This is a genomic window from Microcoleus sp. PH2017_28_MFU_U_A, assembly GCF_020738035.1.
Lineage (GTDB): Bacteria > Cyanobacteriota > Cyanobacteriia > Cyanobacteriales > Microcoleaceae > Microcoleus.
In genome coordinates this window covers 24,637-47,956 of the sequence record NZ_JAEQCX010000092.1, presented here as the reverse complement: position 1 = coordinate 47,956, position 23,320 = coordinate 24,637, and the positions used below count along the sequence as shown (strand labels likewise).

General features: G+C 46.9%; 20 protein-coding genes. 10 read left to right on the top strand and 10 right to left on the bottom strand.

The features are described from left to right. Window positions 1-142 precede the first annotated feature (142 nt). Window positions 143-886, top strand: coding sequence for an HAD family hydrolase (locus tag JGK14_RS22555; RefSeq protein ID WP_293192233.1), 744 nt, complete (start codon window positions 143-145; stop codon window positions 884-886). A gap of 130 nt (window positions 887-1,016) precedes the next feature. Here the strand turns inward: JGK14_RS22555 and JGK14_RS22550 are convergent, their stop codons facing one another. Continuing rightward, window positions 1,017-1,508, bottom strand: coding sequence for a GNAT family N-acetyltransferase (locus JGK14_RS22550; RefSeq protein WP_293183186.1), 492 nt, complete (start codon window positions 1,506-1,508; stop codon window positions 1,017-1,019). A 395-nt stretch (window positions 1,509-1,903) separates the two neighbouring features. Next, window positions 1,904-2,986 carry a tRNA (adenosine(37)-N6)-threonylcarbamoyltransferase complex transferase subunit TsaD gene (gene tsaD / locus JGK14_RS22545; RefSeq protein WP_293183188.1) on the bottom strand — a complete coding sequence of 361 codons (1,083 nt, stop codon included), beginning with the start codon at window positions 2,984-2,986 and terminating at the stop codon, window positions 1,904-1,906. A 342-nt stretch (window positions 2,987-3,328) separates the two neighbouring features. On the opposite strand from tsaD, the gene JGK14_RS22540 reads away from it, so the two are divergent. The 4 genes from JGK14_RS22540 (at window position 3,329) to ilvN (ending at window position 5,950) form a co-directional block, all read left to right on the top strand. Further along, window positions 3,329-3,817: a Photosystem I reaction center subunit III gene (locus JGK14_RS22540; RefSeq protein ID WP_293183190.1), complete on the top strand. Its 489-nt coding sequence runs from the start codon at window positions 3,329-3,331 to the stop codon at window positions 3,815-3,817. A 122-nt stretch (window positions 3,818-3,939) separates the two neighbouring features. Beyond that, window positions 3,940-4,068, top strand: coding sequence for a photosystem I reaction center subunit IX (psaJ, locus tag JGK14_RS22535; RefSeq protein ID WP_293183192.1), 129 nt, complete (start codon window positions 3,940-3,942; stop codon window positions 4,066-4,068). A 312-nt stretch (window positions 4,069-4,380) separates the two neighbouring features. After that, the gene (locus JGK14_RS22530; RefSeq protein ID WP_293271121.1) at window positions 4,381-5,193 is read left to right on the top strand and encodes a carbon-nitrogen hydrolase family protein; all 813 of its coding nucleotides are present in this window, start codon (window positions 4,381-4,383) and stop codon (window positions 5,191-5,193) included. Between the two features lie 238 nt (window positions 5,194-5,431). Next, window positions 5,432-5,950 (top strand): acetolactate synthase small subunit, encoded by a 519-nt coding sequence (gene ilvN / locus JGK14_RS22525; protein WP_293128958.1) that lies wholly within the window; start codon window positions 5,432-5,434, stop codon window positions 5,948-5,950. 299 nt (window positions 5,951-6,249) lie between these two features. Here the strand turns inward: ilvN and JGK14_RS22520 are convergent, their stop codons facing one another. Together JGK14_RS22520 and JGK14_RS22515 are read right to left on the bottom strand one after the other, a co-directional pair. Continuing rightward, a complete protein-coding gene (locus tag JGK14_RS22520) occupies window positions 6,250-9,789 on the bottom strand; it encodes a sensor domain-containing protein (RefSeq protein ID WP_293192229.1) in 3,540 nt (1,179 codons plus the stop codon). Next, complete coding sequence (locus JGK14_RS22515) at window positions 9,758-9,883, bottom strand: hypothetical protein (RefSeq protein WP_293203376.1); 126 nt, start codon at window positions 9,881-9,883, stop codon at window positions 9,758-9,760. Before JGK14_RS22515 ends, JGK14_RS22520 begins: the two co-directional genes overlap by 32 nt. A 172-nt stretch (window positions 9,884-10,055) precedes the next feature. Between JGK14_RS22515 and JGK14_RS22510 the strand changes: the two genes are divergently transcribed. The 5 genes from JGK14_RS22510 to JGK14_RS22490 all read left to right on the top strand — a co-directional run bounded on the left by JGK14_RS22510 (window position 10,056) and on the right by JGK14_RS22490 (window position 17,856). Continuing rightward, window positions 10,056-11,063, top strand: a complete 1,008-nt coding sequence (locus tag JGK14_RS22510; RefSeq protein ID WP_293183198.1) for a zinc-dependent alcohol dehydrogenase family protein — start codon at window positions 10,056-10,058, stop codon at window positions 11,061-11,063. Window positions 11,064-11,474: 411 nt separating this feature from the next. Then, a complete protein-coding gene (locus tag JGK14_RS22505) occupies window positions 11,475-15,338 on the top strand; it encodes a tetratricopeptide repeat protein (protein WP_325315506.1) in 3,864 nt (1,287 codons plus the stop codon). Next, on the top strand, window positions 15,335-15,799 hold the full coding sequence (locus JGK14_RS22500; RefSeq protein ID WP_325315505.1) for a hypothetical protein: 465 nt from the start codon (window positions 15,335-15,337) through the stop codon (window positions 15,797-15,799). Before JGK14_RS22505 ends, JGK14_RS22500 begins: the two co-directional genes overlap by 4 nt. Continuing rightward, complete coding sequence (locus JGK14_RS22495; protein ID WP_325315504.1) at window positions 15,792-17,162, top strand: hypothetical protein; 1,371 nt, start codon at window positions 15,792-15,794, stop codon at window positions 17,160-17,162. The genes JGK14_RS22500 and JGK14_RS22495 overlap by 8 nt, the downstream gene beginning before the upstream one ends. A 124-nt stretch (window positions 17,163-17,286) precedes the next feature. Continuing rightward, window positions 17,287-17,856: a Uma2 family endonuclease gene (locus JGK14_RS22490; protein ID WP_293183206.1), complete on the top strand. Its 570-nt coding sequence runs from the start codon at window positions 17,287-17,289 to the stop codon at window positions 17,854-17,856. A 119-nt stretch (window positions 17,857-17,975) separates the two neighbouring features. On the opposite strand, the gene argJ is transcribed toward JGK14_RS22490, so the two are convergent. The 6 genes from argJ to JGK14_RS22460 form a co-directional block, all read right to left on the bottom strand. Continuing rightward, window positions 17,976-19,217, bottom strand: a complete 1,242-nt coding sequence (argJ, locus tag JGK14_RS22485; RefSeq protein WP_293192225.1) for a bifunctional ornithine acetyltransferase/N-acetylglutamate synthase — start codon at window positions 19,215-19,217, stop codon at window positions 17,976-17,978. Between the two features lie 506 nt (window positions 19,218-19,723). After that, entirely contained in the window at window positions 19,724-19,864 is a 141-nt protein-coding gene (locus JGK14_RS22480) for a hypothetical protein (RefSeq protein ID WP_293192263.1), read from the bottom strand. 66 nt (window positions 19,865-19,930) lie between these two features. After that, a complete protein-coding gene (locus tag JGK14_RS22475; protein WP_293183210.1) occupies window positions 19,931-20,125 on the bottom strand; it encodes a hypothetical protein in 195 nt (64 codons plus the stop codon). 157 nt (window positions 20,126-20,282) lie between these two features. Beyond that, on the bottom strand, window positions 20,283-21,725 hold the full coding sequence (locus JGK14_RS22470) for a serine/threonine-protein kinase (protein ID WP_293192223.1): 1,443 nt from the start codon (window positions 21,723-21,725) through the stop codon (window positions 20,283-20,285). Further along, entirely contained in the window at window positions 21,661-22,002 is a 342-nt protein-coding gene (locus JGK14_RS22465; protein ID WP_325315503.1) for a hypothetical protein, read from the bottom strand. The genes JGK14_RS22470 and JGK14_RS22465 overlap by 65 nt, the downstream gene beginning before the upstream one ends. A 271-nt stretch (window positions 22,003-22,273) precedes the next feature. Next, on the bottom strand, window positions 22,274-23,278 hold the full coding sequence (locus JGK14_RS22460) for a LysR family transcriptional regulator (RefSeq protein WP_293192219.1): 1,005 nt from the start codon (window positions 23,276-23,278) through the stop codon (window positions 22,274-22,276). Between the last annotated feature and the right edge of the window lie 42 nt (window positions 23,279-23,320).

The window sequence follows — 23,320 nt, the reverse complement described above, 5'->3', positions numbered from 1 at the left end:
ACGCGGTTTCAACCGCCGTCTAATCTCAGACATCGTTGATATAGACGCGGTTGCAACCGTACGTCCGATCTAAAAACAATTGCCAAAAATAGCACAATATGAGACAATACAATAAAATACAAAAATTAAGGAGTTTTGATTCTTGGTAACTATTAAATGTCGAGGCATTAGCTTCTCTAATATTCAAGCCGTAATCTTTGACAAAGATGGTACTCTAGAGGATTCTCAAGAATTTTTGAGACATTTAGGGCTGAAACGATCGCGCCTCGTAGATGCTCAAATCCCAGGCGTTGGAGAGCCATTACAAATGGCTTTCGGCATCGAAGTTGGTAAAATCGACCCCACGGGCTTGCTAGCAGTCGGTAGCCGCCGGGAAAACGAAATTGTGGCGGCAGGATATATCGCGGAAACTGGCAGAGGATGGATAGAATCTTTAACTATTGCTCAACGCGCTTTTGATGAAGCCGACCAAATGTTAAAAAGTAGTCCACCTTCTCCTTTGTTTGTTGGCAGTTTGGAAGTATTAAAATCTCTGTGTGAAGCTGGCTTGAAACTAGGAATTCTTTCGGCTGCGACAACAAAAGCGGTAGAAAAACTTGTGAAAGCTCACCAATTAAGCGAATATATTCAGTTAGAAATGGGTGTAGATTCTGTACATCTGAATAAACCCGATCCGAAACTATTTTTGTTAGCTTGTGAAAGACTAGGAGTAAATCCCGCAGAAACTTTGATGGTGGGAGATTCGGCGGGTGATATTCAGATGGGGAAAGATGCTGGCGCGGCTGGCTGCATCGGGATTTGTTGGGGGAATGCCCAGGTTAGTCATTTGGAAAAGGCTGATGTGGCGATCGCATCTTTGGATGAAATTACAATTTTAGCAGATTGAGCAAACATTCAGATCAATGGAGACGGAGGAGACGGCAGTGCCGTGTCCCTACCGCGATCAATTGTAGGGAGACGGCACTGCCGTCTCCTCGCTTGTCACCTGACGGCGCAGCCGGAATTGATATCAGTCCCTACAAACAACGCAAACCCAAAATTATCACATCTCTTTCAACGCCATCAAGTTCGGCGACTTGCGGCATATATCCCCACTGCTGAAACCCAAATTTCTGGAACAACGTTAGACTCGGCTGATTGTGAGCAAAAATTATTGCCATCAGGGTTTTAAGTCTCAATTCTGGACTCCGCGCAATTGCCGATTGCAATAATTTTTGTCCAATTCCGCAGCTTTGGCGATCGGGCGCGACGTAGATGCTAATTTCTGCGGTATGCTGATAGGCGGCGCGTCCGTAGAAAAGCTGAAAACTCAGCCAGCCGACGATTTTTTTTTCTGATTCCATTACCCAAATCGGCAAAGAATAGGGCGAGTGTTCTCTGTACCATGCGAGGCGGCTTTCGACTGAGACTGGTTTTAAATCTGCTGTGGCCATTCTCCCCGGTATTGCTGCATTGTATATTTGGACAATTGCGGATAAATCGCTTTCTACTGCGTCGCGGATTTTCATGATTTAAGAAAGAGTTGACAGTTGACAGTTGAGAGTCGTAGGGTGTGTCGCCCTCAAACATTCCCAAACAAATATCGACAATCTTATGGCGACGCACTTGGTACAATTTATCTCTTGCAAAAATACAAAGCACTCCGCCCCAACCCTCCCCTTGAATCAGGGGAGGGGGTAAGATTATTCTTGTTTCCCCCCTTGATAAGGGGGGTAAATTTGACTTTTGCAAGAGTTCTAATTTATAAAAAATTTTGCTACCATAAATTTTCGAGTTTGTTGCATCAAATATGGTATAAGGTTCGTCGCTACAAGATTTGCGATCGACTTTTAGGCATTTTTGAGGGCGACACACCCTACAAATACTTCCTTTATATAGACGCGGTTTCAACTGTACGTCGGATCTAAGCATCAACATTCAGATTGTACAGTTCCATGATATCGCTAACAGCCATCCGCGAATTGGCTCCCAATGTTAGCGGTGATGTGTGTCCTCGCTGAAAGTGTTCTGCCGCCGCACAGCCGATCATTGCTGCGTTGTCCGTGCAATATTTTAATGGGGGAAACAATACTCGCAAGTTGTGCTTAACTGCGGCTGCTTGTAAATGTTTTCGGAGTCCGCTGTTGGCTGCGACTCCGCCGCCGACTACTATGGTAGTGAGTCCGAAATTTAGCGCACAGTCGATCGCTCTTTTGGTTAAACCCTTCGCTACTGTTTCCTGAAAACTCGCCGCAATATCATTAATTGTAGAGGCAGCCAAGACGCCTTCGCCACCGGCATTAATATCTAGTTTTTTGAGTTTCTGCACTAATTGCAAAACTGCTGTTTTCAACCCGCTAAAACTGCTGTCGTAGGGATGATATCCGCCACCAGGTAGGGAAATTCTGCCTTCAGGTAGGGGGTATGCTTGGGGATTTCCCAGGGCGGCCAATTTGTCCATCAGCGGCCCGCCGGGATATCCTAGCTGCAACAGTCTGGCGACTTTATCAAAAGCTTCGCCCGCCGCATCGTCGCGCGTTTGTCCGACTGTTTCGTAAACGCCGCAATCTTTAACATAAATTAAACTGGTGTGTCCCCCGGAAACTAACAAGCACAAAAACGGCGGCTGCAAGTCTGGTTCGATTAAGTAAGAAGCGTAGATGTGCCCTTCGAGGTGGTGGACGCCTAAAAAAGGTTTTTGGTGGACTATTGCCAAGCTTTTCGCCGCTGTCAGCCCGACTAACAATGCACCTACTAAACCGGGGGCACAAGTCGCTGCAATGCCGTCAATTTCTGACCAACTCAGGTTGGCTTCACTCAGACACTGGGCAATTACCTGATTTAGCATTTCTAGGTGACTCCGCGAAGCCACTTCCGGGACTACCCCACCGTACTGCTCGTGGATTTTAATTTGTGATGCTACAACATTGCTGCAAACTTGACGATTCTTAACAATTGCCGCTGCTGTTTCGTCACAACTTGTTTCGATCGCGAAAATGGTTGCCATTAACTGGTAATTTTATTTGATAGGTTAGCTATTGCTAGCTTAACGAATTCGGCGCAAGTCCCCCGGCTCGATCTGTTCTCAGGTTATTGCTTGCGGATATTTGCCAGCCGTTGGAGTGGGTCGGAGGCGATCGAATTATAATGCAAGCTGTGGAATATCCTAGCGGTATTACTAAGCTCTCGCACTGACCTATGAAACCCGAATCCCTCATTCTTTTGGGCTTTGCCGCCTCTATGATGGAGACTTTACACCCTCAGCAAGTGCGGTAATCTGGATTCGCGATCGGCAAGTTGAAATGCTTGTACAAAAACTTATTGTTTTGTAACAAAAGGAAACAATTTCATGCGACGATTGTTTGCTGCAATTTTAGTGGTTAGTCTGTGGATCAGTTTTGTTCCAGTTGCTTCGGCTTACAATTTAGTGCCGTGCAAGGACTCTCCCGAATTCAAGGAACTGGCTAAAAATGCACGTTCTACCAATGGCGATCCGGCATCTGCCAAGGCAAGATTCGAGATGTATTCTCAAGCTATGTGCGGCCCGGAAGGATACCCGCACTTAATCGTAGACGGCAGCTTGGACAAGGCTGGCGACTTTTTGATTCCTAGCGTGCTGTTCTTGTATATTGCTGGTTGGATTGGTTGGGTAGGCCGCGCTTATCTGCAAATTGCCAAAAAATCTGCAACTCCAGAGGAAAAAGAGATTATTATCGACGTTCCTGTGGCAATCTCCTGTATGCTGACTGGCTTTTTGTGGCCTCTGGCAGCACTCAAAGAAATCACCACTGGTGAAATGTTTGCCAAGGACGACGAAATTACTGTTTCCCCCCGCTAAAATAGGGAAATGGAGCCAAGGCTAATAGCTAACAGTTAATCGATTAACTGCAAGTTAGCAATTAGTGTCTTACCGAGCGATCGGCAATTACCAACTGTCTCGAATTTTCAGGAGCAGAATTCATGCAATATTTTCTCAAGTTTCTTTCAAGCGCACCAGTATTGGCAGCACTTTGGTTCTCTATTCAAGCTGCGGGTTTGATTGAATTTAACCGCTTTTTCCCTGACTTGCTTTTCCATCCGATGCCTTAAGATTTGACCGGAATTAGGTCTCAAAAATTAGGGCAAAAAAGTTGAGAGTTTTGAGTTTTGAGTGATGAGTTAAAGGTTAATTTAAAGCTCAAACATCAAAACTCTCAAACTCTATAGACTTTCTCAGTAACATGAAGTGGGCATAGGGCATGGGGCATAGGGCATGGGGCATGGGGCATAGGGTATGGGGCATGGGGCATGGGGCATGGGGCATAGCTACTAAGAACCAAGAACCAAGAACCAAGAACCAATAACAACTAACAACTAACAACTGACAACTGACAACTGACTAATGACTAATATTGTGAATCGATGAAGTCTTATCTCGCCGCAGCAATTCAAATGACTAGCTTGCCTGACCTGCAAAAAAATTTGGTGCAGGCAGAGGAATTAATCGACCTGGCAGTGCGTCGGGGTGCGGAGTTAGTTTCCTTACCAGAAAATTTCTCGTTTATGGGAGAAGAGGAGGAGAAGATTGCTCAAGCAGAGGCGATCGGACTCCAAAGCGAAAAATTCCTCAAAACCATGGCCCAGCGGTTCCAGGTGACGATTCTGGGCGGCGGATTTCCCGTGCCGACGGATGGGGGGAAGGTATACAATACTTGCTTGCTAGTAGACCCAAACGGTAGCGAAGTGGCAAGGTACAAAAAAGTACATTTGTTTGATGTGAATGTGCCAGACGGGATTACTTACAGGGAATCAAACACGGTGAAAGCTGGTGAAGATTTGCCGCCGGTTTATGTGTCGCCGGAGTTGGGGACGCTGGGACTTTCGGTGTGCTATGACGTGCGGTTCCCGGAAGTTTACAGGCATTTGTCGCACAAGGGTGCTGATGTTTTGTTCGTGCCGGCGGCGTTTACTGCTTACACTGGCAAGGATCACTGGAAGGTTTTGTTGCAAGCGAGGGCGATCGAGAATACTTGTTATACGATCGCCCCAGCGCAGACTGGACACCACTACGGCCGCCGTCAAACTCACGGTCACGCGATGATTGTAGACCCTTGGGGTGCGGTTTTGGCGGATGCCGGAGAGGAACCGGGTGTGGCGATCGCAGAGATTAATCCCGATCGGCTAGAACAAGTCCGCCGCCAAATGCCCTCATTGCAACACCGGGTTTTTCTTTGAAGGAATTTTGAGACCAATTGGTCTCAAAATTTCACTCCCAGTCAGGGATGAAGACCACAATAATTTTAATTCGACCGAGGAATTGTGTACGTTCGTACACACTTTATCTGTAGGGTGCGTACCACGCACTCTACCAAGTACAACTAATATTGTTTAATGCAGGTTCAATGACCGTGCACTTCTGCTAAAAGAAGAATTGGCGACAGTAGAATTGCACGAAATGCGTTTTTTTGGAGAAATGAAACACACTCTTTCGGTTTTAGTTGAAGATGAAGCGGGTGTCCTCACTCGAATTGCTGGTTTATTTGCCCGTCGGGGTTTTAATATTGAAAGTCTGGCAGTTGGCCCAGCAGAGCAAGTGGGAGTGTCTCGGATTACGATGGTTGTACCGGGAGATGACCAGATTATCGAGCAGTTGACCAAGCAACTGTACAAGTTGATTAATGTGCTTAAAGTTCAGGATATAACGGAAATTCCCTGTGTGGAACGGGAGTTGATGTTGCTGAAAGTTAATGCTGCTAGCGGGACGCGATCGGAGATCATTGAGTTAGCTCAGATTTTTAGAGCGCGAGTGGTGGATATTGGTGATGATACGCTGACTTTGGAAGTTGTCGGAGATCCGGGTAAGATGGTGGCGATCGTCCAGGTTCTAAATAGATTTGGGATTAAGGAAATTGCTCGTACTGGAAAAATTGCTATGACTCGGGAGTCGGGCGTAAATACGGAGTTTCTCAAGTCTTTGGAAGCGAAAGTTTAAAGAAGAAGGAAGAAGGAAGAAGGAAGAAGGAAGAAGGAAGAAGGAAAAAGTCAACCCCCATGCCCCCCTGACAGGTGTAGGTTTTCCCCTGGCAAAACCCAGCAAATCTAGACAGTGCAAAGGTTTTGGGCTTTTGCCTCTTAAAATTTCAAACTCTTATGGGATAAGGCTTTTACCCAAAAACCTACACCCGTCAGATGCCCCCCAAGGGGGGAAATTCAGGAAGAAGGAAGAATGTTTTAACTTCTAATTCCCAATTCCCGATTCCCAATTCCCGATTCCCAATTCCCAATTCGCGATTACCATTTGGGTTGACTTTCGATCAAACCTGTGGCTGTGATGGTGTCTACAGGCTTTGAGAAAAAGTATCCCTGTCCGTATTCGCATTGCAGCGCTCTGAGCAAGTTAAGCTGTTCGATGGTTTCTATTCCTTCAGCGATCGCATCCATGCCTAAATGACTGGCTAAGATCAAAATAGTCTGTACAATAGCTTCGTTTCCTTCATCTTCAGTCATGCGGCTCACAAAAGCTCGATCGATCTTTAAGGCATCAGTGGGAAAAGTGTGCAGGCGGCTCAAAGAAGAATAGCCTGTGCCAAAATCGTCAATATATAATTCAATTTCTAAATTTTTCAATTGGGAGAGGATAGCGGCGGCTGATTCGGCATTGTCCACGATCACGCCTTCGGTAATTTCTAACTTTAAAGTGCGGGGGTCAAGGTGAGTTTCTTGTAAAATCTCACGAATGCGATCGATTAAATCCGGCTGTTTAAATTGTTCGTTAGAAAGGTTGACGCTGACTGTCAACGGCGGATTTGCGGGGAATTTTTCGTGCCACTCGTGGATCTGACAGCAAGCCGATCGCATCATCCACCAACCAATAGGTACAATCAATCTAGTTTCTTCTGCTACTAAAATAAACTCACCGGGAGCTACTAAACCGCGCTGGGGGTGATACCATCGCAGCAGCGCTTCAAAACCGCTGATTCTACCGCTAGTTAGAGAGACGATGGGCTGGTAGTAAAGCTGAAATTCCTGGGAGTCTAGAGCGCGCCGCAATTCGTTTTCCAGTTGCAAAAGGGCGACGGCGCGAGTGTGCATACTTAAGTCGAAAACTTCGTGGCGAGCTTTGCCCAATCCCTTTGCGTGATACATGGCAGCATCTGCATCTCGCAGCAGTTCTTCTGGTCGATCGTACAATATTCGGAATGGGACGGGAACAGGAGAGTCGGGAGATAGGCAAGACAAAGCAGTTTCCCGATCGACATGGACGAGATTTCCTGGACTAGAAAATTCGGAAAAATTGTTGGGATCCTGTGGCAAACCGGAACAAACAATGCCAATGCTAGCACTGCTAAAAACTTGATATTCGTTGAGGTAAAAAGGCTGTGCCAGTTCCGCTTGCACTCGTTCGGCAATGTGGATCGCATCATCGGTGTTTTTGATATTTTCCAGCAAAATAGCGAATTCGTCGCCGCCGAGACGGGCAACAGTATCTCCAGCCCGCAAACAGATTTCCAGGCGCTGGGCGATCGCGATCAGCAAGCGATCGCCCACTAAATGCCCCAAACTGTCATTAACCACCTTAAAGCGGTCTAGATCGATAAACAGCACCGCAAACAAAACCTCGGGACGGCGTTTTGAAAGCTCGATCGCGTGTCCCAAACGATCCATAAATAAAGCTCGGTTGGGCAAACCCGTCAGCGTATCGTGCAAAGCATCGTGTACTAACTTCTCTTCAGCTATTTTCCGCAGAGTGATATCTTCGACAGTACCTTCGTAGTAAAGCAAATTGCCACCAGCGTCGCGAACAGCCCGGCCGTTTTCGGAAACCCAGATAGTAGTTCCGTCAGCGCGGTAAACTTGGGACTCGAACTCAGACACAGAACCGTGTTTTTCGATCGCACCCAAGAACTCGACGCGGCGGTTGGGATCGAGGTAGAGTTGGTGCTCGATATCGTGGATGTTTGCGATCAGTTGGGTTGCCGACTCGTAGCCGTAAATTCTGGCTAAAGCCGGATTGGCACTGATATAGCGTCCGTCAGCACTCGTTTGAAAAATTCCCTCGATCGCGTTTTCAAAGATGCTGCGGTATTTTTCTTCGGCTTGTTGCAGCGCGAATTCTGCCTGCTTGCGATCGCTGATATCTGTCAGCGTGCCGAGATAGCCCAGAACTGCTCCATTGTTGTCAATTTCCGGCACTGCTTGCCAAAATACCCAGGTTGTGAGGTTGCCGTTGCAGAAGCGGTACTCTAACTTACAAGGCAATTTATCTTTGACAGCGCGATACCACTGGCTCAAAATGCGATCGCGGTCTTCGGGATGCAAACTTTGGGCCCAACCTTCGCCCAATGCCTTTGGCGCAGTCAGTCCCGCCATCTCCAAAAATCGCTCGTTGACATACAAACAATCTCCCGCAGCGTCGGCGCGGAAAATCCCGACTGGCAGTATTTTAGCTAAAGTGTAATAGCGGTATTCGCTTTCTAGCAGGGCGCTGGCAGCTACTTTAGTCTCTGTGATATCAAACATTGCGCCTTGAAGGATGACGGAGTTGCTGGCTCGATCGCGAACTGCGATCGCTCGATCGCGGAACCAGACAATTTTACCGTTGCGGGCGATCGCGCGGTATTCTGACACCAGCGGCCCGTCGCTAAAAATATCTTCTCCCTCGGTAAATTTCTGTGTAGCGTTTTCAACTAACACGCGATCGCGGTCTTCTGGGTGAACGAGTTTCAGCCACAGATCTGGGTCTGCCTTCCATTCAGCTACAGAATAACCGAGAAAAGTCTCAATTTGCGGGCTGATGTAAAGTTTGGCAGCGCTGCGGTTGAGGGGAGAAATGTAGGTGACAGCCGGCATTTGTTCTACAAGCGCGCAGTATTTCGCTTCTACGGTGCAGAGTGCTGCTTCTAGGCGCTGCCGCTCCAATTCGGCAGCCGCCCGTCCGGCAAAGATGCTAATAATTAGCTGAAATTTGGCAAGATGTGATTCTAGTAGGGGGCGATCGTGGAAAATACAAATAATGCCCAAAGGTTCGCCGTAGGAGTTTTTCAGCAAGATTCCCAGGAAGCTGCGCGAACCTGTAACGATCGGTCTGCGGTCTTCAGGAAAGGTTTCCATGAGGCGGTCTGGACAGGAGTACATTCCCTGCTCAAACACCAGCGCTTCGGGAGTATTGGCAGTGTTGCACTCAAAGTTTGGCTGTGGCTGTCCGTCGCTCCAAAAACTGATAACTTGTAATTTATCGGGAGTTAGATCGGCGCGTTCGATCGATTTAATCGATTTGGCAGCAATGGCGCTGCGAACTCCTAGTGCTGAGGCTAAGTGGGGAACTAAGGTATCAAAGAATTGTGTCCCCCCGGGCGAATTAGTACCTGCCAGGATGTCACCTAGCAAGTCTTCCTCTAATTGCGGGGAAGTGGTGGCTTTGGGAGGGTTGTCGTTAGGAGGGCTATCGGCATTTTGGTCGATCGAACCCTCGATGCTCAGACTAACGGTTTTGCTGGTGGAAGGCCCTACAAGAGGCGAAGAATTCACAGTTGGGCGTTGTTGCTGGGCTAAGAATAGATTGTAGCCAATACCTAACAGTTTACCCAAGAAGCTGTCAGCGATCGCCAACAGATTTGAGTTGGGGAAAATCAACAAGTTTTTCCTAATTTTCAATCTCGCAGATAAATCTGGCTGTAATTCTGCCAACTGCGGTTGCTCTTCGGCAGTTGGCAGACTGGGATGCCTTCGGTGCCACTTGAGATAAATCGCGATCGCGAAGACTAAAGTCGCCGATAATCCCAGAAGGTATGCAAGAATCTCAAAGTAAAAAAATAAATCTAGCTCGAACATCGATTAGCACCGCTCGACAATTATAGTAGTTAGCAGAAAGAATTGGTTTAAAGCCGGAATCCCGATCGGGAGAAATTAAAATCAGATTATTCATCACTCCAATCCTCGGACTTCGAGATAGAGGTAGCTGTCCCAAGTCAACTGTCAATTGTCAGTTGAATTAAAGGCAGTCTATATTATTAAAAATAACTAAGTATCGTCACGGATGAGTAACGAATACAAGGTAGGATTGGAGGTGAAGGCGAAAATAGAGTTAATACCCTGCTATGAAAGCGATCGTTTTTGAAACTCCCGGAAGCCCATCCGTATTGAAACTGCAAGATATCTCAGCCCCTACTATACAAACAGAAACTGAAGTTTTGGTGCGGTTGCGGGCGGCGGGGATCAATCCGATAGATACTAAGTTGCGATCGCGCGGCACATTTTACCCCGAGAAAACTCCTCACGTTTTGGGGTGCGACGGTGCTGGAGTGGTAGAAGCTATCGGTGCTGAGGTGCAGAGTGTCCAAGTCGGAGACGAGGTTTTTTTCTGCCACGGGGGTTTAGGCGGGTCGATCGGTACTTACGCTGAGTTTGCCGTTGTAGACGAACGTTTTCTCGCCATCAAGCCTGCTGCTTTAAGTTTTGTTGAGGCGGCGGCTGCACCCTTAGTTCTAATTACAGCATGGGAGTCGCTGTACGATCGAGGGCGCTTGCAAGCCGGTCAGAAAGTGCTCATTCTAGCAGGTGCAGGCGGTGTCGGCCACGTCGCGGTACAGTTGGCTTCGTTGCAGGGTGCTGAGGTTTGCACTACTGTTAGTTCCGAAGCAAAAGCCGAGTTTGTACGGCAGTTAGGTGCAGATTCAGTTATTTTATACAAAAATACGGATGTTGTCGATCGGGTTTTGGCTTGGACTGAGGGCCAAGGAGTTGATTTGGCTTTTGATACAGTCGGGGGAGAAACTTTTTACCAAACTATTCCGGCTGTGAAGATTTACGGAGATTTGGTAACAATTTTGGAACCAGATCCGGCTTTGGGCAATTTGAAAACAGCGAGAATGCGGAATCTGCGGATTAGTCTGGAGTTAATGTTAACTCCGATGCTGCAAAATTTGGTGGAGGAACAGCAACAGCAGGCAAAGATTTTGCAGCAGTGTGCTCGTTTGTGCGATCGTAATTTGCTCAAAATTCACGTCAGCCAAACTTTCCCGCTAGAACAAGCTCAAGCAGCGCATGAGTTGTTAGAAACAGGTTCAGTAACGGGTAAAATAGTGCTTGAAATTGCGGGCGATTGAGATTCCCGGCGAATCGAATTCGGCCTGGGGCGACTAATAAATGAATTGAGAGAGCGCCGCTCCCCAAAATTCTTACTATAGCGGTTATCAGAAACATAAGGTACGTTGTTGGGCTTAAGCCCTCTTAGAGGTACGTTTTAGAGGTAAGTTGTTGGGCTTAAGCCCTCTTAGAGGTAAGTTGTTGGGCTTAAGCCCTCTTAGAGGTAAGTTGTTGGGCTTAAGCCCTCTTAGAGGTACGTTGTTGGGCTTAAGCCCTCTTAGAGGTACGTTGTTGGGCTTAAGCCCTCTTAGAGGTACGTTGTTGGGCTTAAGCCCTCTTAGTTTAACTGGTTATATAAGCTACCAGTCATACCTCATCTTTTTGAGAAAGGCTATACAATAACAAAAACAAACCGCCTCACCATCTCACCAATGTTAGATAAAATCTGGCAATTCCTCAAACAATTAATTCAGCGGCTATTCGGCACCAATCCTACAATTCAACCGCCACCACCTCAACCTGCGCCAACTTTGACTGATGCGGAATACGAGGCGAAGTTGATGGAACTTCTCGAAGGGGTGAATCAGGGCTGGGGAAGAGGCGATGTTGCGGGATTCTTACTCGCAAAACGGATTAAAAATGGTGATTTTGCGGCTTGGTTGCGGAGGTTTGGGGTGCGATCGTTGGAGGGCGCGCAGGGGAGTACAGCGTCTACGGATGCGGTGGTATCGCTTCAGGAATTGGCGCGCAGGTTGGAGTTGTTGGGTGGAGTTGGGGGTGGGGAATTGGGAAAGGTGGCGGGGAATGTTGGTAGGGAGATTTTGGTTCGGTTTCCGCTAGTTTCGGGTGAGGGGGGTGAGGATGTTGATGGAGAGGCTGAGGCTTGGACAAAGCTAGGTAATGAGCAATATATGAAAGGGGATTTTGAAGGGGCGCTGAAGTCTTACGACAAAGCCTTAGAAATCAAACCAGATTATTACAAAGCCTGGAACGGTCGGGGCATTGCACTGGGTAATTTAGGCAGGCCTGAAGATGCGATCGCCTCCTACGACAAAGCCTTAGAAATCAAACCTGATGATGACACAACCTGGTACAATCAGGGCCTTACACTGGATAAATTAGGCAGGCTTGAAGAGGCGATCGCCTCCTACGACAAAGCCTTAGAATTAAAACCAGATTTTCACAAAGCCTGGCACCATCGGGGCGGTACACTGGGTGATTTAGGCAGGCTTGAAGATGCAATCGCTTCCTACGACAGGGCTTTAGAATTCAAACCAGATTATCATATTTCTTGGTACAATCGGGGCGTTGTACTGTATGATTTAGGCAGGCTAGAAGATGCGATCACCTCCTGCGATAAAGCCTTACAAATTAAATCAGACTATCACTTTGCCTGGGGTACTCGGGGCAATGCACTGGGTAAATTAGGCAGGCTTGAAGATGCGACCGCCTCCTACGACAAAGCCTTAGAATTCAAACTAGACTTTCACGTTGCTTGGTACAATCGGGGCATTGCACTGCGTAATTTAGGCTTGCTTGAAGATGCGATCGCCTCCTACGACAAAGCCTTAGAAATCAAACCAGATGATGACGCAGCCTGGAGCAATCGGGGCCGTACACTGAATGATTTAGGCTTGCTTGAAGATGCGATCGCCTCCTACGACAAAGCCTTAAAAATCAAACCAGATGATGACGCAGCCTGGAACAATCGGGGCAGTGCACTGCATAATTTAGGCTTCTTGGAAGAAGCGATCGCCTCCTACGACAAAGCTTTAGAATTCAAACAAGATTTTCACCAAGCCTGGTACAATCGGGGCGGTGCACTGGATAATTTAGGCTTGCTTGAAGATGCGATCGCCTCCTACGACAAAGCCTTAGAATTCAAACTAGACTTTCACGTTGCTTGGTACAATCGGGGCATCGCACTGCGTAATTTAGGCTTGCTTGAAGATGCGATCGCCTCCTACGACAAAGCCTTAGAAATCAAACCAGATTTTCACGTTGCCTGGTACGATAGGGGCATTATACTGAGTGATTTAGGCAGACTAGAAGAAGCGATCGCCTCCTACGACAAAGCCTTAAAATTCAAACCAGATGATGACGGAGCCTGGTACAATCGGGGCATCGCACTGCGTAATTTAGGCAGGCTTGAAGAGGCGATCGCCTCCTACGACAAAGCCTTAGAATTCAAACCAGATTATGACCGAGCCTGGAACAGCAGAGGTATGATACTTTGCTATTATTTAAACAGATATGAAGAGGGGATCGCCTCCTTCGACAAAGCCTTAGAAATCAAACCAGATGATGACTCATCCTGGATTAACCGGAGTATAGCAGTCAAATATGCACCTAAACATAGGCTGCTAGTTTATGAAATCTTACAAGCAAAATTCCCTAAATCTCCACCTGTTACCAGAACTCTCATAACTCACAACCTGAAACAGCGCGGCTACGAAGGACAAATATTAACATTAAAAGCAGGCTTAGAATATTGCCGACAAAAGACCCATCCCGAAGGATATGGAGAACTGCATCAAGCACTAGGAGATGCTCATTATAGTCGAGGAAAACTCAATTCTCCCAACACCTATTGGAATAAAGCCACCACCAGCTACCAAGAAGCACTCAAAACTCTAACCAAAGATACTTTCCTGCAACTGCATCTACAAGTATTACAGAATTTAATCAAAACCTTAGTTAGCCTAAAACAAACTGACGAAGCCAATAAATTACAGCGAGATGCAACGGATTTATTGCACCGCTTGCTGAAACAGCAAAACTATTCCCAAATCACCCAACAGCAACTCACCGACAAATTAGTTAGCTTTGAACAGTTAACCGTAAATATATTCATCCAATCCGGGCAATTTGCCCAAGCCTTAGCCACAGCAGAAACCGATAAAAATGTCTGCCTATCTTGGCTGCTGGATGCCTTGCCAATTCCCGATTACAAAACAGAAGAGACAGTCACTCACGCACAAATTCAGCAACTCCTCAATCCCACAACAGCCGCCATTTACTGGCATCTCAGCGACGCATCCCTGACAACATTCATCATTAAATCCGATGGCTTGTTGTCTCCAGAAACCTGTTTCAGCGATTTTCCCGATGAATTTGAAAAATGGGTGAAGGAGTGGAATCAACAATACACCGATTATCAATCTAAGGAGAAAACCAGTCAAGTAAATCATCCTTGGCGTGCGGAAATGGCAAGTAAATTTGCACGACTCAAGGAAATATTGAAAATTGATGTGATTGAACAGCAATTAGAGGGAATTACGGAGTTGATTTTGATTCCGCACCGGGACTTGCACCGCTTTCCGATTCATGCTTTGTTTAGTCGGGATTTTGTGGTGAGTTATTTGCCTAGCGCCGCCGTTGGGATTAGTTTGCAACATCGGTTTACCCCGAAATGGGCAACCACGGGGGGATTGCCCCTACAACAAAATAATCCATCCGTAGGGGCGGTGCCCCCGTGCCCGCCCTCTATGCCCTGCCCGCCCGAATCCGTAGGGGCGGTGCCCCCGTGCCCGCCCTCCATCTCCATCCTCAGTATCGAAAATCCCCACAGCGTAATTACCGATAAAAACGGCCAACAAAAAAGACTCGCCCCTCTCCCCGCCGCCGAAATCGAATCGGAAATTATTTGCCGAATGTTCGACAATTACACCCGACTCGAAGAAGACGCAGCCACCCTCGATGAAGTCGAAACATTATTGCAACAACCACACAATATTTTTCACTTCACAGGCCACGGCAGCTATAATTTTGATCATCCCTTAGAATCAACTTTATACCTAAGTGGCAACCACCGATTAACAGTCAGAGAAATTATCCAACTTAACCTCAGTAACTACGAATTAATCTGCCTTCCCGCCTGCGAAACCGCATTGACTGACAAACAAACAATTCTCGCCGAATATGTAGGATTGACTAGCGGTTTTATGCGCGCGGGAGTTGGCTGTGTCGTCAGTACCCTGTGGCCCATAGAATCCGGTGCGAGTACCTTATTAATGATTTATTTTTACCAACGGTGGCGAGAAGCCGGCGATTCTCTACCCGTGGCTTTAGCAAATGCTCAAAAATGGCTGCGAGAAGCCACCCGCGAGGATTTAGCCACCTGGTATCAAGGGGAAATTGACAAGATTTCCGCAAACAGCCCCGAACTTTCTGAAGTTGAATTTATGCTACGCCGATTCTTTAACACGAATCGCCAAGCATTAGCTACAATGGAATTAGATCAACCCTATCAGCATCCCTACTACTGGGCTGCTTTCACCATCACAGGATTATGAAAGACACGCAAAACGAGATTTTCAAAGCTTTTATTATCGCCCTAGTCCAACAGACTGAACCTTTGCCCGCAGCCGTCCAATCCGAGTGCAATAAAATCGGTGAAGCTTTCACGATTATCGATATTGCAAGACTTGCCGAATTGCATCCACCTCTGCTAGCCGCCTATGAAGAAGCTGACACTTGGTTAGTGAATCATAGCAACGAACGCAGCAAAGGATTAGATGTTTTACCGGATGCTGAATCTGAAATAAACAACACTACTAATATTGAAACTGATAACAGTGCTAGTGACATCAGCGACTTGACAAATTTGCCAAGAATCATCAAGAAAATCGAAGAAAAAATCGAGCCGCGCGGGTTTGGAGGATTCCTCAGAAAGATTTTGCAAGCTGGGGACTCTGTGCAAGCAAGTCGAGATACAATCTTATTGTCAAGCCCAGATGGTTTCGTCCATGAGTAAGGAAAATTGGCTAATCTACCCGACTGTCGATTTGTTTGTCTACGATTTAGCAGACGGTATCGGGCAAAATGAGGACAAGATTAGCCAAAACCGCCAACAGTTTTGGCAAAAGATTTATGGCGACAAAATCTCTGCGCCACAATTAGCAAAACTCAAGCAAGCTGAAACAGAAACTGCTGAGTATATCGAGTTACTGGGCGACAAAAAATTCGCAGCATTTGAGTCTCCCCTCGATGGCTATGCTTATCCCGTGAAAATCGGCGATACTTATGCGGCACAATTTGACTTGTCTGGGAAAATCGAATCCGACAAGGAAAACACATTTAAACCGAAAGAAATTGACTGTTTAGAATGGCTGAAACAACAAGTAATTTCCCGTGTCAATCCACCTGCGACAATTGGTCAAAGTTGGCTGGTTTGGGGACAATTGACTGCTAATGACCAAGATGCTTTAGCAACTGCTAAAAATTGCTATAGTAAACTCAATCTATTCCCCAATGCTAAATGGGAGAGAGACTGGAAAGCTGAGGGTAAGTTTTTAGGTGCTGATTTTTACGAATTGTGGCTACCACCGGGAGATAGGGGCAATATCAGTCAAAATTATCATGTCTTAATTTGCTTGTTTCCTTACAATAACGGTCAAGCAATTGGCGATATTAGCAAGACTGTCGCTAAACTTTACGTGCATTTAATGCGATTGTTTGCCTTCCGCAATAAGGTGATTTGGGCTTACACTCAAAGCCGCCAACTTAAGGCTGATTTGAAAGATGCTTCGCGGACGATTCAAGACATTGTTCAGCAATTACCGCAACAGGTGAATGCGCCGAAAGTTGACTTGAAAGAATTGCAGCAAAGTTTGGTTGATTCCTTGACAATCTTCTCGGTTTATGCTAATTATATTAGCAGATTGGAAGAGCAAGAAAATACAATCAAAACTAATCTTAAAAATTATAAAAGACGGTTGGAAACTATCGGTGAGGATATGGGAAGTGATGCTGAAGCTTTCAAGTTTATGGCCAGTTTCAGCGATTTTGCTAAGGAGAAGTATGTTTGGCAAGTGGCGGCGGATAATCGGAGTTTGAGTGCGGGTTTGAGGTTGTTGGAAAATGCGATTCAGACGATTGAGGGGATTATTGAGATTGAGAGGGCTAAGAGCGATCGCACTTTGAATGTTACGATTGGGGCTGTTGGTGTGGGAATTGGCACCAGCGGGGTAGCCGCCAGCGTTTATGCTAGTCAAATTAGGAGTCCTGCCAGCCCCACAAATCCGATAAATGTGAATGTAGTTTTTGGGTTGAGTATGGGTTTGGGAATTGTAGCAGGTGCGATCGTCCTGATAATGATAGGCAAGAAATGGCGCTAAAATAGATTAGCGGCGATTTTAGAGGAATCGGCGCAGCAATCGGCGATTGAAATCGCTTCTTATCAAACAAAGTCCGCCTGCGCGGACTGAAGAGAGAAGAAGAGAAGAGAAGAGAGGTAATAAAATGACAACCGTTACTTTAAACTTAGATAGTGTCGAGTTAACAGACGAACAGTTTTACCGTTTATGCCAGATGAATCGAGATTGGCAATTTGAACGGACAACGAAAGGGGAAATCATTATTATGTCACCAGTAGGCGGAGTCAGCGGCAATCGAGAAGCCAATTTAATTGGCTTAGTCTGGATGTGGAATCAACGAACTCAGCTAGGGATAGTGTTTAGTTCTTCAACTATTTTTCGCTTGCCTAATAATGGAGACAGATCTCCTGATGCGGCTTGGGTTAGCTTGGAAAGATGGTCGGCTTTAACTGATGAACAAAGGGAGAAGTTTCCGCCGATTTGTCCTGATTTTGTCATAGAATTGCGATCGCGTACAGACCCGCTAAAGCCACTTCAGGAGAAAATGCAGGAATATATCAATAGCGGTTTGCGTTTGGGTTGGTTGATTAATCCTCAAGACGAACAAGTGGAAATTTATCGCGCTAATCGTGAGGTGGAAATTGTACAGTTTCCGGTTAGTTTGTCCGGCGAAGATGTGTTGCCTGGATTTGTGCTGAGTTTGCCGATGGTTTGATTGAGAATTAGAGGAATCAGTCTCTTTCAACCGCCCGGGCTGTGTCGCCGCGATTTCAACCGCCCGGGCTGTGCAGGCGCAGTTTGCAACCGCCCGGGCTTCTGAAATTACGATCGCCCTTAAGTCGTATACTCCGCATTAATCTTCACGTAGTCGTAACTCAAATCGCATCCCCAAGCCTTCGCGAAACCGCCGCCATTCCCGACAGCAACCTGAATTAAAACCGTGTCTTCCTTCAGATATTCACCAGCAGCAGCAGCCTTCATATAATTACTCGCAGCAGATTTATCGAACTCCTTCGGCTGTCCGTTTTCCATCATCAAAAAATCTCCCAATTGAATCCGCAAATTCTCTTGTTCAAAAGCAACGCCCGCGCGCCCCGCCGCCGCCGCAATTCTTCCCCAATTCGGATCGCGTCCAAAAATAGCAGCTTTCACCAAAGAAGAACCGACGATTGTTTTGGCAATTTTACTCGCAGAAACTTCGTCGGCGGCGCCACTAACTTGTACTTCCACCAAACAAGTTGCACCTTCGCCGTCACGGGCGATCGCCTTTGCCAAATGCACGCAAACTTCTGTTAGCATCGCCTCTAATTTTTCAGCATCCGCCCCCATTTCTGTAATCGCAGGCGTGCGGGATTGGCCGTTAGTCAAAGCAATTAGCGAATCGTTGGTACTGGTATCGCCGTCAACAGTAATTTGATTGAAACTTCTGTTTGCCGCCCGAGTCAGCATTTCCTGCCACAAATGTGACGACACTGCTGCATCACACGTTACAAATGCCAGCATTGTTGCCATATTCGGGTGAATCATTCCCGAACCTTTGCAAATGCCGCCGATACGCACGGGACGATCGCCAAACATGGTTTCCAGGGCGATCGTTTTCGGCACTAAATCAGTCGTACAAATAGCCTTAGCAGCCGCATCAGAACCAGTTTCCGAGGCCTCAGCAACCAATCGCGGAATTCCCGCCCTCAGCGGCTCCATTTTAATCCGCTGCCCGATCACGCCAGTGGATGCCAAAAGAATCGATTCTGAAGGAATATTCAGCGCTTCGCCCAACAATTTCGCGCTTTCGAGGGCATCTGCTAAACCTAATTCGCCAGTAGCAGCATTTGCTTGTCCGGCATTGCACAAAATTGCTTTGGCGCTGGGTTTAGCTTGCAAGCGCTGGCGGCAGTAGTCCACGCAAGCAGCCCGGACTGTGGATGTGGTGAAGACTCCCGCGGCGATCGCGTCCACCTCTGACAAAATTAAACTTAAATCCGGCAAGCCAGAAGGCTTCAAACCCGCTGTAATTCCCGATGCTCGATATCCTCTCGGTGCTGTAACTCCGCCGCCAATTTCCTTCCAGTCCGACATGATGACCTCCCTAGAGCGTTCTATTCTATTGAGAGGGGATTATATCATTTTAGATTTTAGATTTTAGATTTTAGATTTTAGATTGCCAACAAATGACGAATCAATGAGTTGTTTTTTTGTCGTTTAATCGTTCTTTCCCCGATGCGCGATCTCAAATCCTGTAGCATTGGAATTATTAATCTCTCTATTCTCTCTCTGTGTTCTCTGCGGCCTCTGTGGTTAAATCATTCCGATGCAACCGAACCAAATTTTGGGACGGGCTAGAAGCCCATCCCACAAGAAAAAAGATTTTTGTGGGATGGGCTTCTAGCCCGTCCTAACTATTTTTGCAAGAGGTCTATTATATTTCATTATTTGTGTTAAATCAATTCCCTAAAACTAATCGCGACTTATTCTGTAGAGATCTAACTCAAGAACAAGTCGCGACGGTTTTGTAACTGTCATTATTAATTTTTAGCTGGCAAACAACAGACTCGATTCAACTGTCTCGCTGTTGAAAAAACGAGTTATTTGCGATCGACACTCGCCGCAGAACCAATATCTAAACCAACTTCAGCAGCCGCGCGGCTGAGCATAGATTCCTGACGGTTTTTGATGAGGTGTTGGTGGCGCATCATCAGACTGCGCGCTTGTTGTTGGGTAGACATCACTGGTTTTCTCCAAATGTAGGTAATAGGTTTGCGGGCAATTGGGGAAATTAATTGAGCTTTGCCTTAGCTCATGGTGGCGTTGCTGCGATCGTAACTGGCTTGAAGGCTGGGCTGCGGCTTGCCTTGAATGTGGCCCCAGTAGTGAGTATTTTCCATTCCGACTTCGCTGGCGGTGCGGTTGAGCATGGATTGCTGCCGGTTCTTCACCATTTGGTGGTGGCGCATCATCAGAGAGCGGGCTTGATTTTCGGTAGACATATCCGGTTCCTCCGTTTTCCTCGATCTTGGGCTGCTTTTTGTTCCTATTTATAACTATACTAGATATTTCTGTATCTAAAGCTACAAAATTAAAATTGTAATAAAAGTTTACAATAAGGCGAGAAGTGCGATTGAGAATGCGGGAGTACCGCGAGGCTTAAAAAATATTAGAAAGTAACTTATAAATTAAGCGAAAAATAGCTGTTGCCGCGATCGCCCCTAAAGCAGCCAACCATCCCACAAACAACACGCCTGTGAAAGGAGAATTTGGATAAATCGTAACAGCAGCGCGCAAAGCCGGGAAAAACCACAGTACAGCCAGAGTACCTGCACTAATAATCAGCATCTCAGTTTGCTCGATCGCCCTGCGGTACTGGCCGAAAATTAGCCCCCCGACAATCATCCCCAACAATCCGATACTCACACTTGGATTCGGCAGCAAACTCGTCAGGGCGATCGCCAGCAACCCCCCTTCAAAACCCGTAAACGCAGCCCCACCCAAAATATCCCAAATCGAAAAAGCCCTTCGCGGCCCCGATTGCAGGTTTCCCGGAGGAGTCGCCACCACAGGAGGCACAGGAGGCTGCTGAGTTGGTTGGGGGGTCGGAGTGGGTTGGGGAGGCGGCTGCACCACCATCGTAGGCTGTTGAGAATTGTATTTCAGAGCCGCTTCCACCTCGATCGCCGATTGATAGCGCTGGCTGGGAGCCGGTAACAACATTCGATCGAGAACTTCAGCCAAACGCGGGCTTACCTGTACGTGCGATCGCCAATTCCACTCATTTTCATAACTATCAAACAATTCCGTCGGCTGCAAACCGCTGAGCAAAGTAATGCAAGTCACAGCCAAAGCATAAAAATCCGTTGCGGGATAAACCTCTTGTCCGTTCATCTGTTCGGGCGGAGCATAACCCAAAGAATAAATACCAGTCGAAGCCTTAGAAGCACCCGCAGTTTGCGTCACCTGTTTGACAGCCCCAAAATCTAATAAATAAAGCCGACCACTTTTAGCCCGCATAATATTAGCAGGCTTAATATCCCGGTGAATCGAACCGCGCGAGTGTACAAAATCGAGAACCTTCAAAATTTCCCGCAGCACCTCCATCGTTTCCGCTTCCGAAAACTTGCCTTTAACAACAAGTTCTTCCTCCAAATTGTGACCGTCAATAAATTCTTGAACCAGATAGAAAAACTGATCGTTTTTCCCCGGCTGCAAACTCGCAACAGTCAGCTCAAAAAACGCCAGCAAACTCGGAATTTGCGAATGTTCGTTTCCCAGTTCTTCCAGCACCGCCGCTTCCCGTTCAAACAGAGTTTGAGCAATTTTTAGCTGTGCCGGAGTCAGATTTACCGACGGCTGCAAAAGTTTAGCAACGCACTGCCGCATCGCCGGAGTATAGCGGTCTCTGGCCAAAAACGCCGCCCCAAAACCGCCTTGACCCAACAACCTGACTGGCAAATAGCGGCCGCTCAAAATCAGGGGCATTCCGCAGGTCTTGCAATACCTTTGCTGCACTGTTTTCAGCATCGAACTATCATCGAGGTCGGGAAAATCGTTTTGAGGGCGCGGGCAGCCCGGGCGGGTGCAGTAAACTTCCATTTTGGTTTGCTAATTGGTCATAGGGCATTGGGCATTGGGCATTGGTCATCGGGCATTGGGCATTGGGCATTGGGCATTGGTAATTGGTAATTGGTAATTGGGAATTGGTAATTGGGAATTGGGAATTGGGAATTGGGAATTGGGAATTGGGAATTGGTAATTGGGAATTGGGAATTGGGAATTGGGAATTGGGAATTGGGAATTGGTAATTGGTAATTGGTAATTGGTAATTGGTAATTGGTTTAATTCCTAATTCTAGGTGGTCAAACTTTTTCATACTACTCCAGTTTCTTTTACCCTCTTTAATCTAGTTTTGGTATTAGGTTTTGGCATCAAACAAGCCAATTATATCATGTCCGGTTAATCAGTTATCATTGCGAGTGCGAGCGTCTCGCTCGCACTCGCAATAAATATAAGCCATCGCTCGGACATGACATTACCGATTTCCGATTCTCGATTCCCAATTTATCAATTTTTCCAGCGATTATCAAACCAGATTTTAATCTCTCAACTAACTGCGAACTACTAACTGCCAGCGACCTAATAAATTAACTTCCCGCCGACTTGGGAGTTGCTATTTCTATGAGTCCCAAATCGATCGCCAGAGGTTCTTTTTTCTCCGGGATGGCAGAATAAGTAGCAAATGTTGGCAAAATTTCATTGCTGAAAGCCTCTGCTGCTTTAGAACGGTAGCGGTTGGGGTTGTAAATCAGCGACAAAATTCGAGTTACCAAAACTTCGTCCATTTTAGATTTGTGCAAGACGCCCATCATCAACTCTTTTTCGATCGCCGAAACCGACACAAAAGCAGCGCCCAACCCGGACTGAACAGCATTTTTAATGGCTTCGATGGAATTGAGCTCCATCTCGATTTTCAGGCGGCGCGTGTCAATGCCGCAGCGAGTCAGTACCTGATCGATGACTTTGCGGATAGTAGACTGCGAATCGAGGGAAATAAACTGCAATTTATAAAGGTCTTCTTTTTCGATGCTTTCTTGTTGTACCATCGGGTGAGACGGAGGGAGAATTAGAGCCAGTTCGTCCTCAGCGTAAGGAACAATTTCTAAAGCTTCTACAAGTTCGGTAGGGATTTCTCCGCCAACAATTGCCAAATCGATTTGCCCGTTGGCCACACTCCACGCCGTGCGGCGGGTCGAATGCACGTGAAGCTGTACCGCTACATCGGGGTACTTTTGCCGAAACATCCCAATCATTCGGGGTAGCAAGTATGTCCCCGTGGTTTGAGAAGCGCCGACAATCAAAGTACCGCCTTGGAGATTTTGCAAGTCTTCGAGAGCTCGACAAGTTTCTTGACAAAGCGATAAAATTTTCTCGCCGTAACTCAGCAGCAGGTGTCCGGCTTCGGTCAGTTGAGCCCGCCGCCCCCCCCGGTCAAACAGCGGCACGTCCAACTGTCTCTCTAGGTTCTGCACTTGCAAGCTAACTGCTGGCTGGGATACGTAGAGGCTGTCGGCGGCGCGTTTGAAGCTTCCTTCAGAGGCGATCGCCTTGAGAATGCGTAACTGGTCTAAAGTGAAAGGAAGGTCAGACATATATCTAAATTGTCAGGAAAGCGGTTGTCAGTTGTCAGTGGG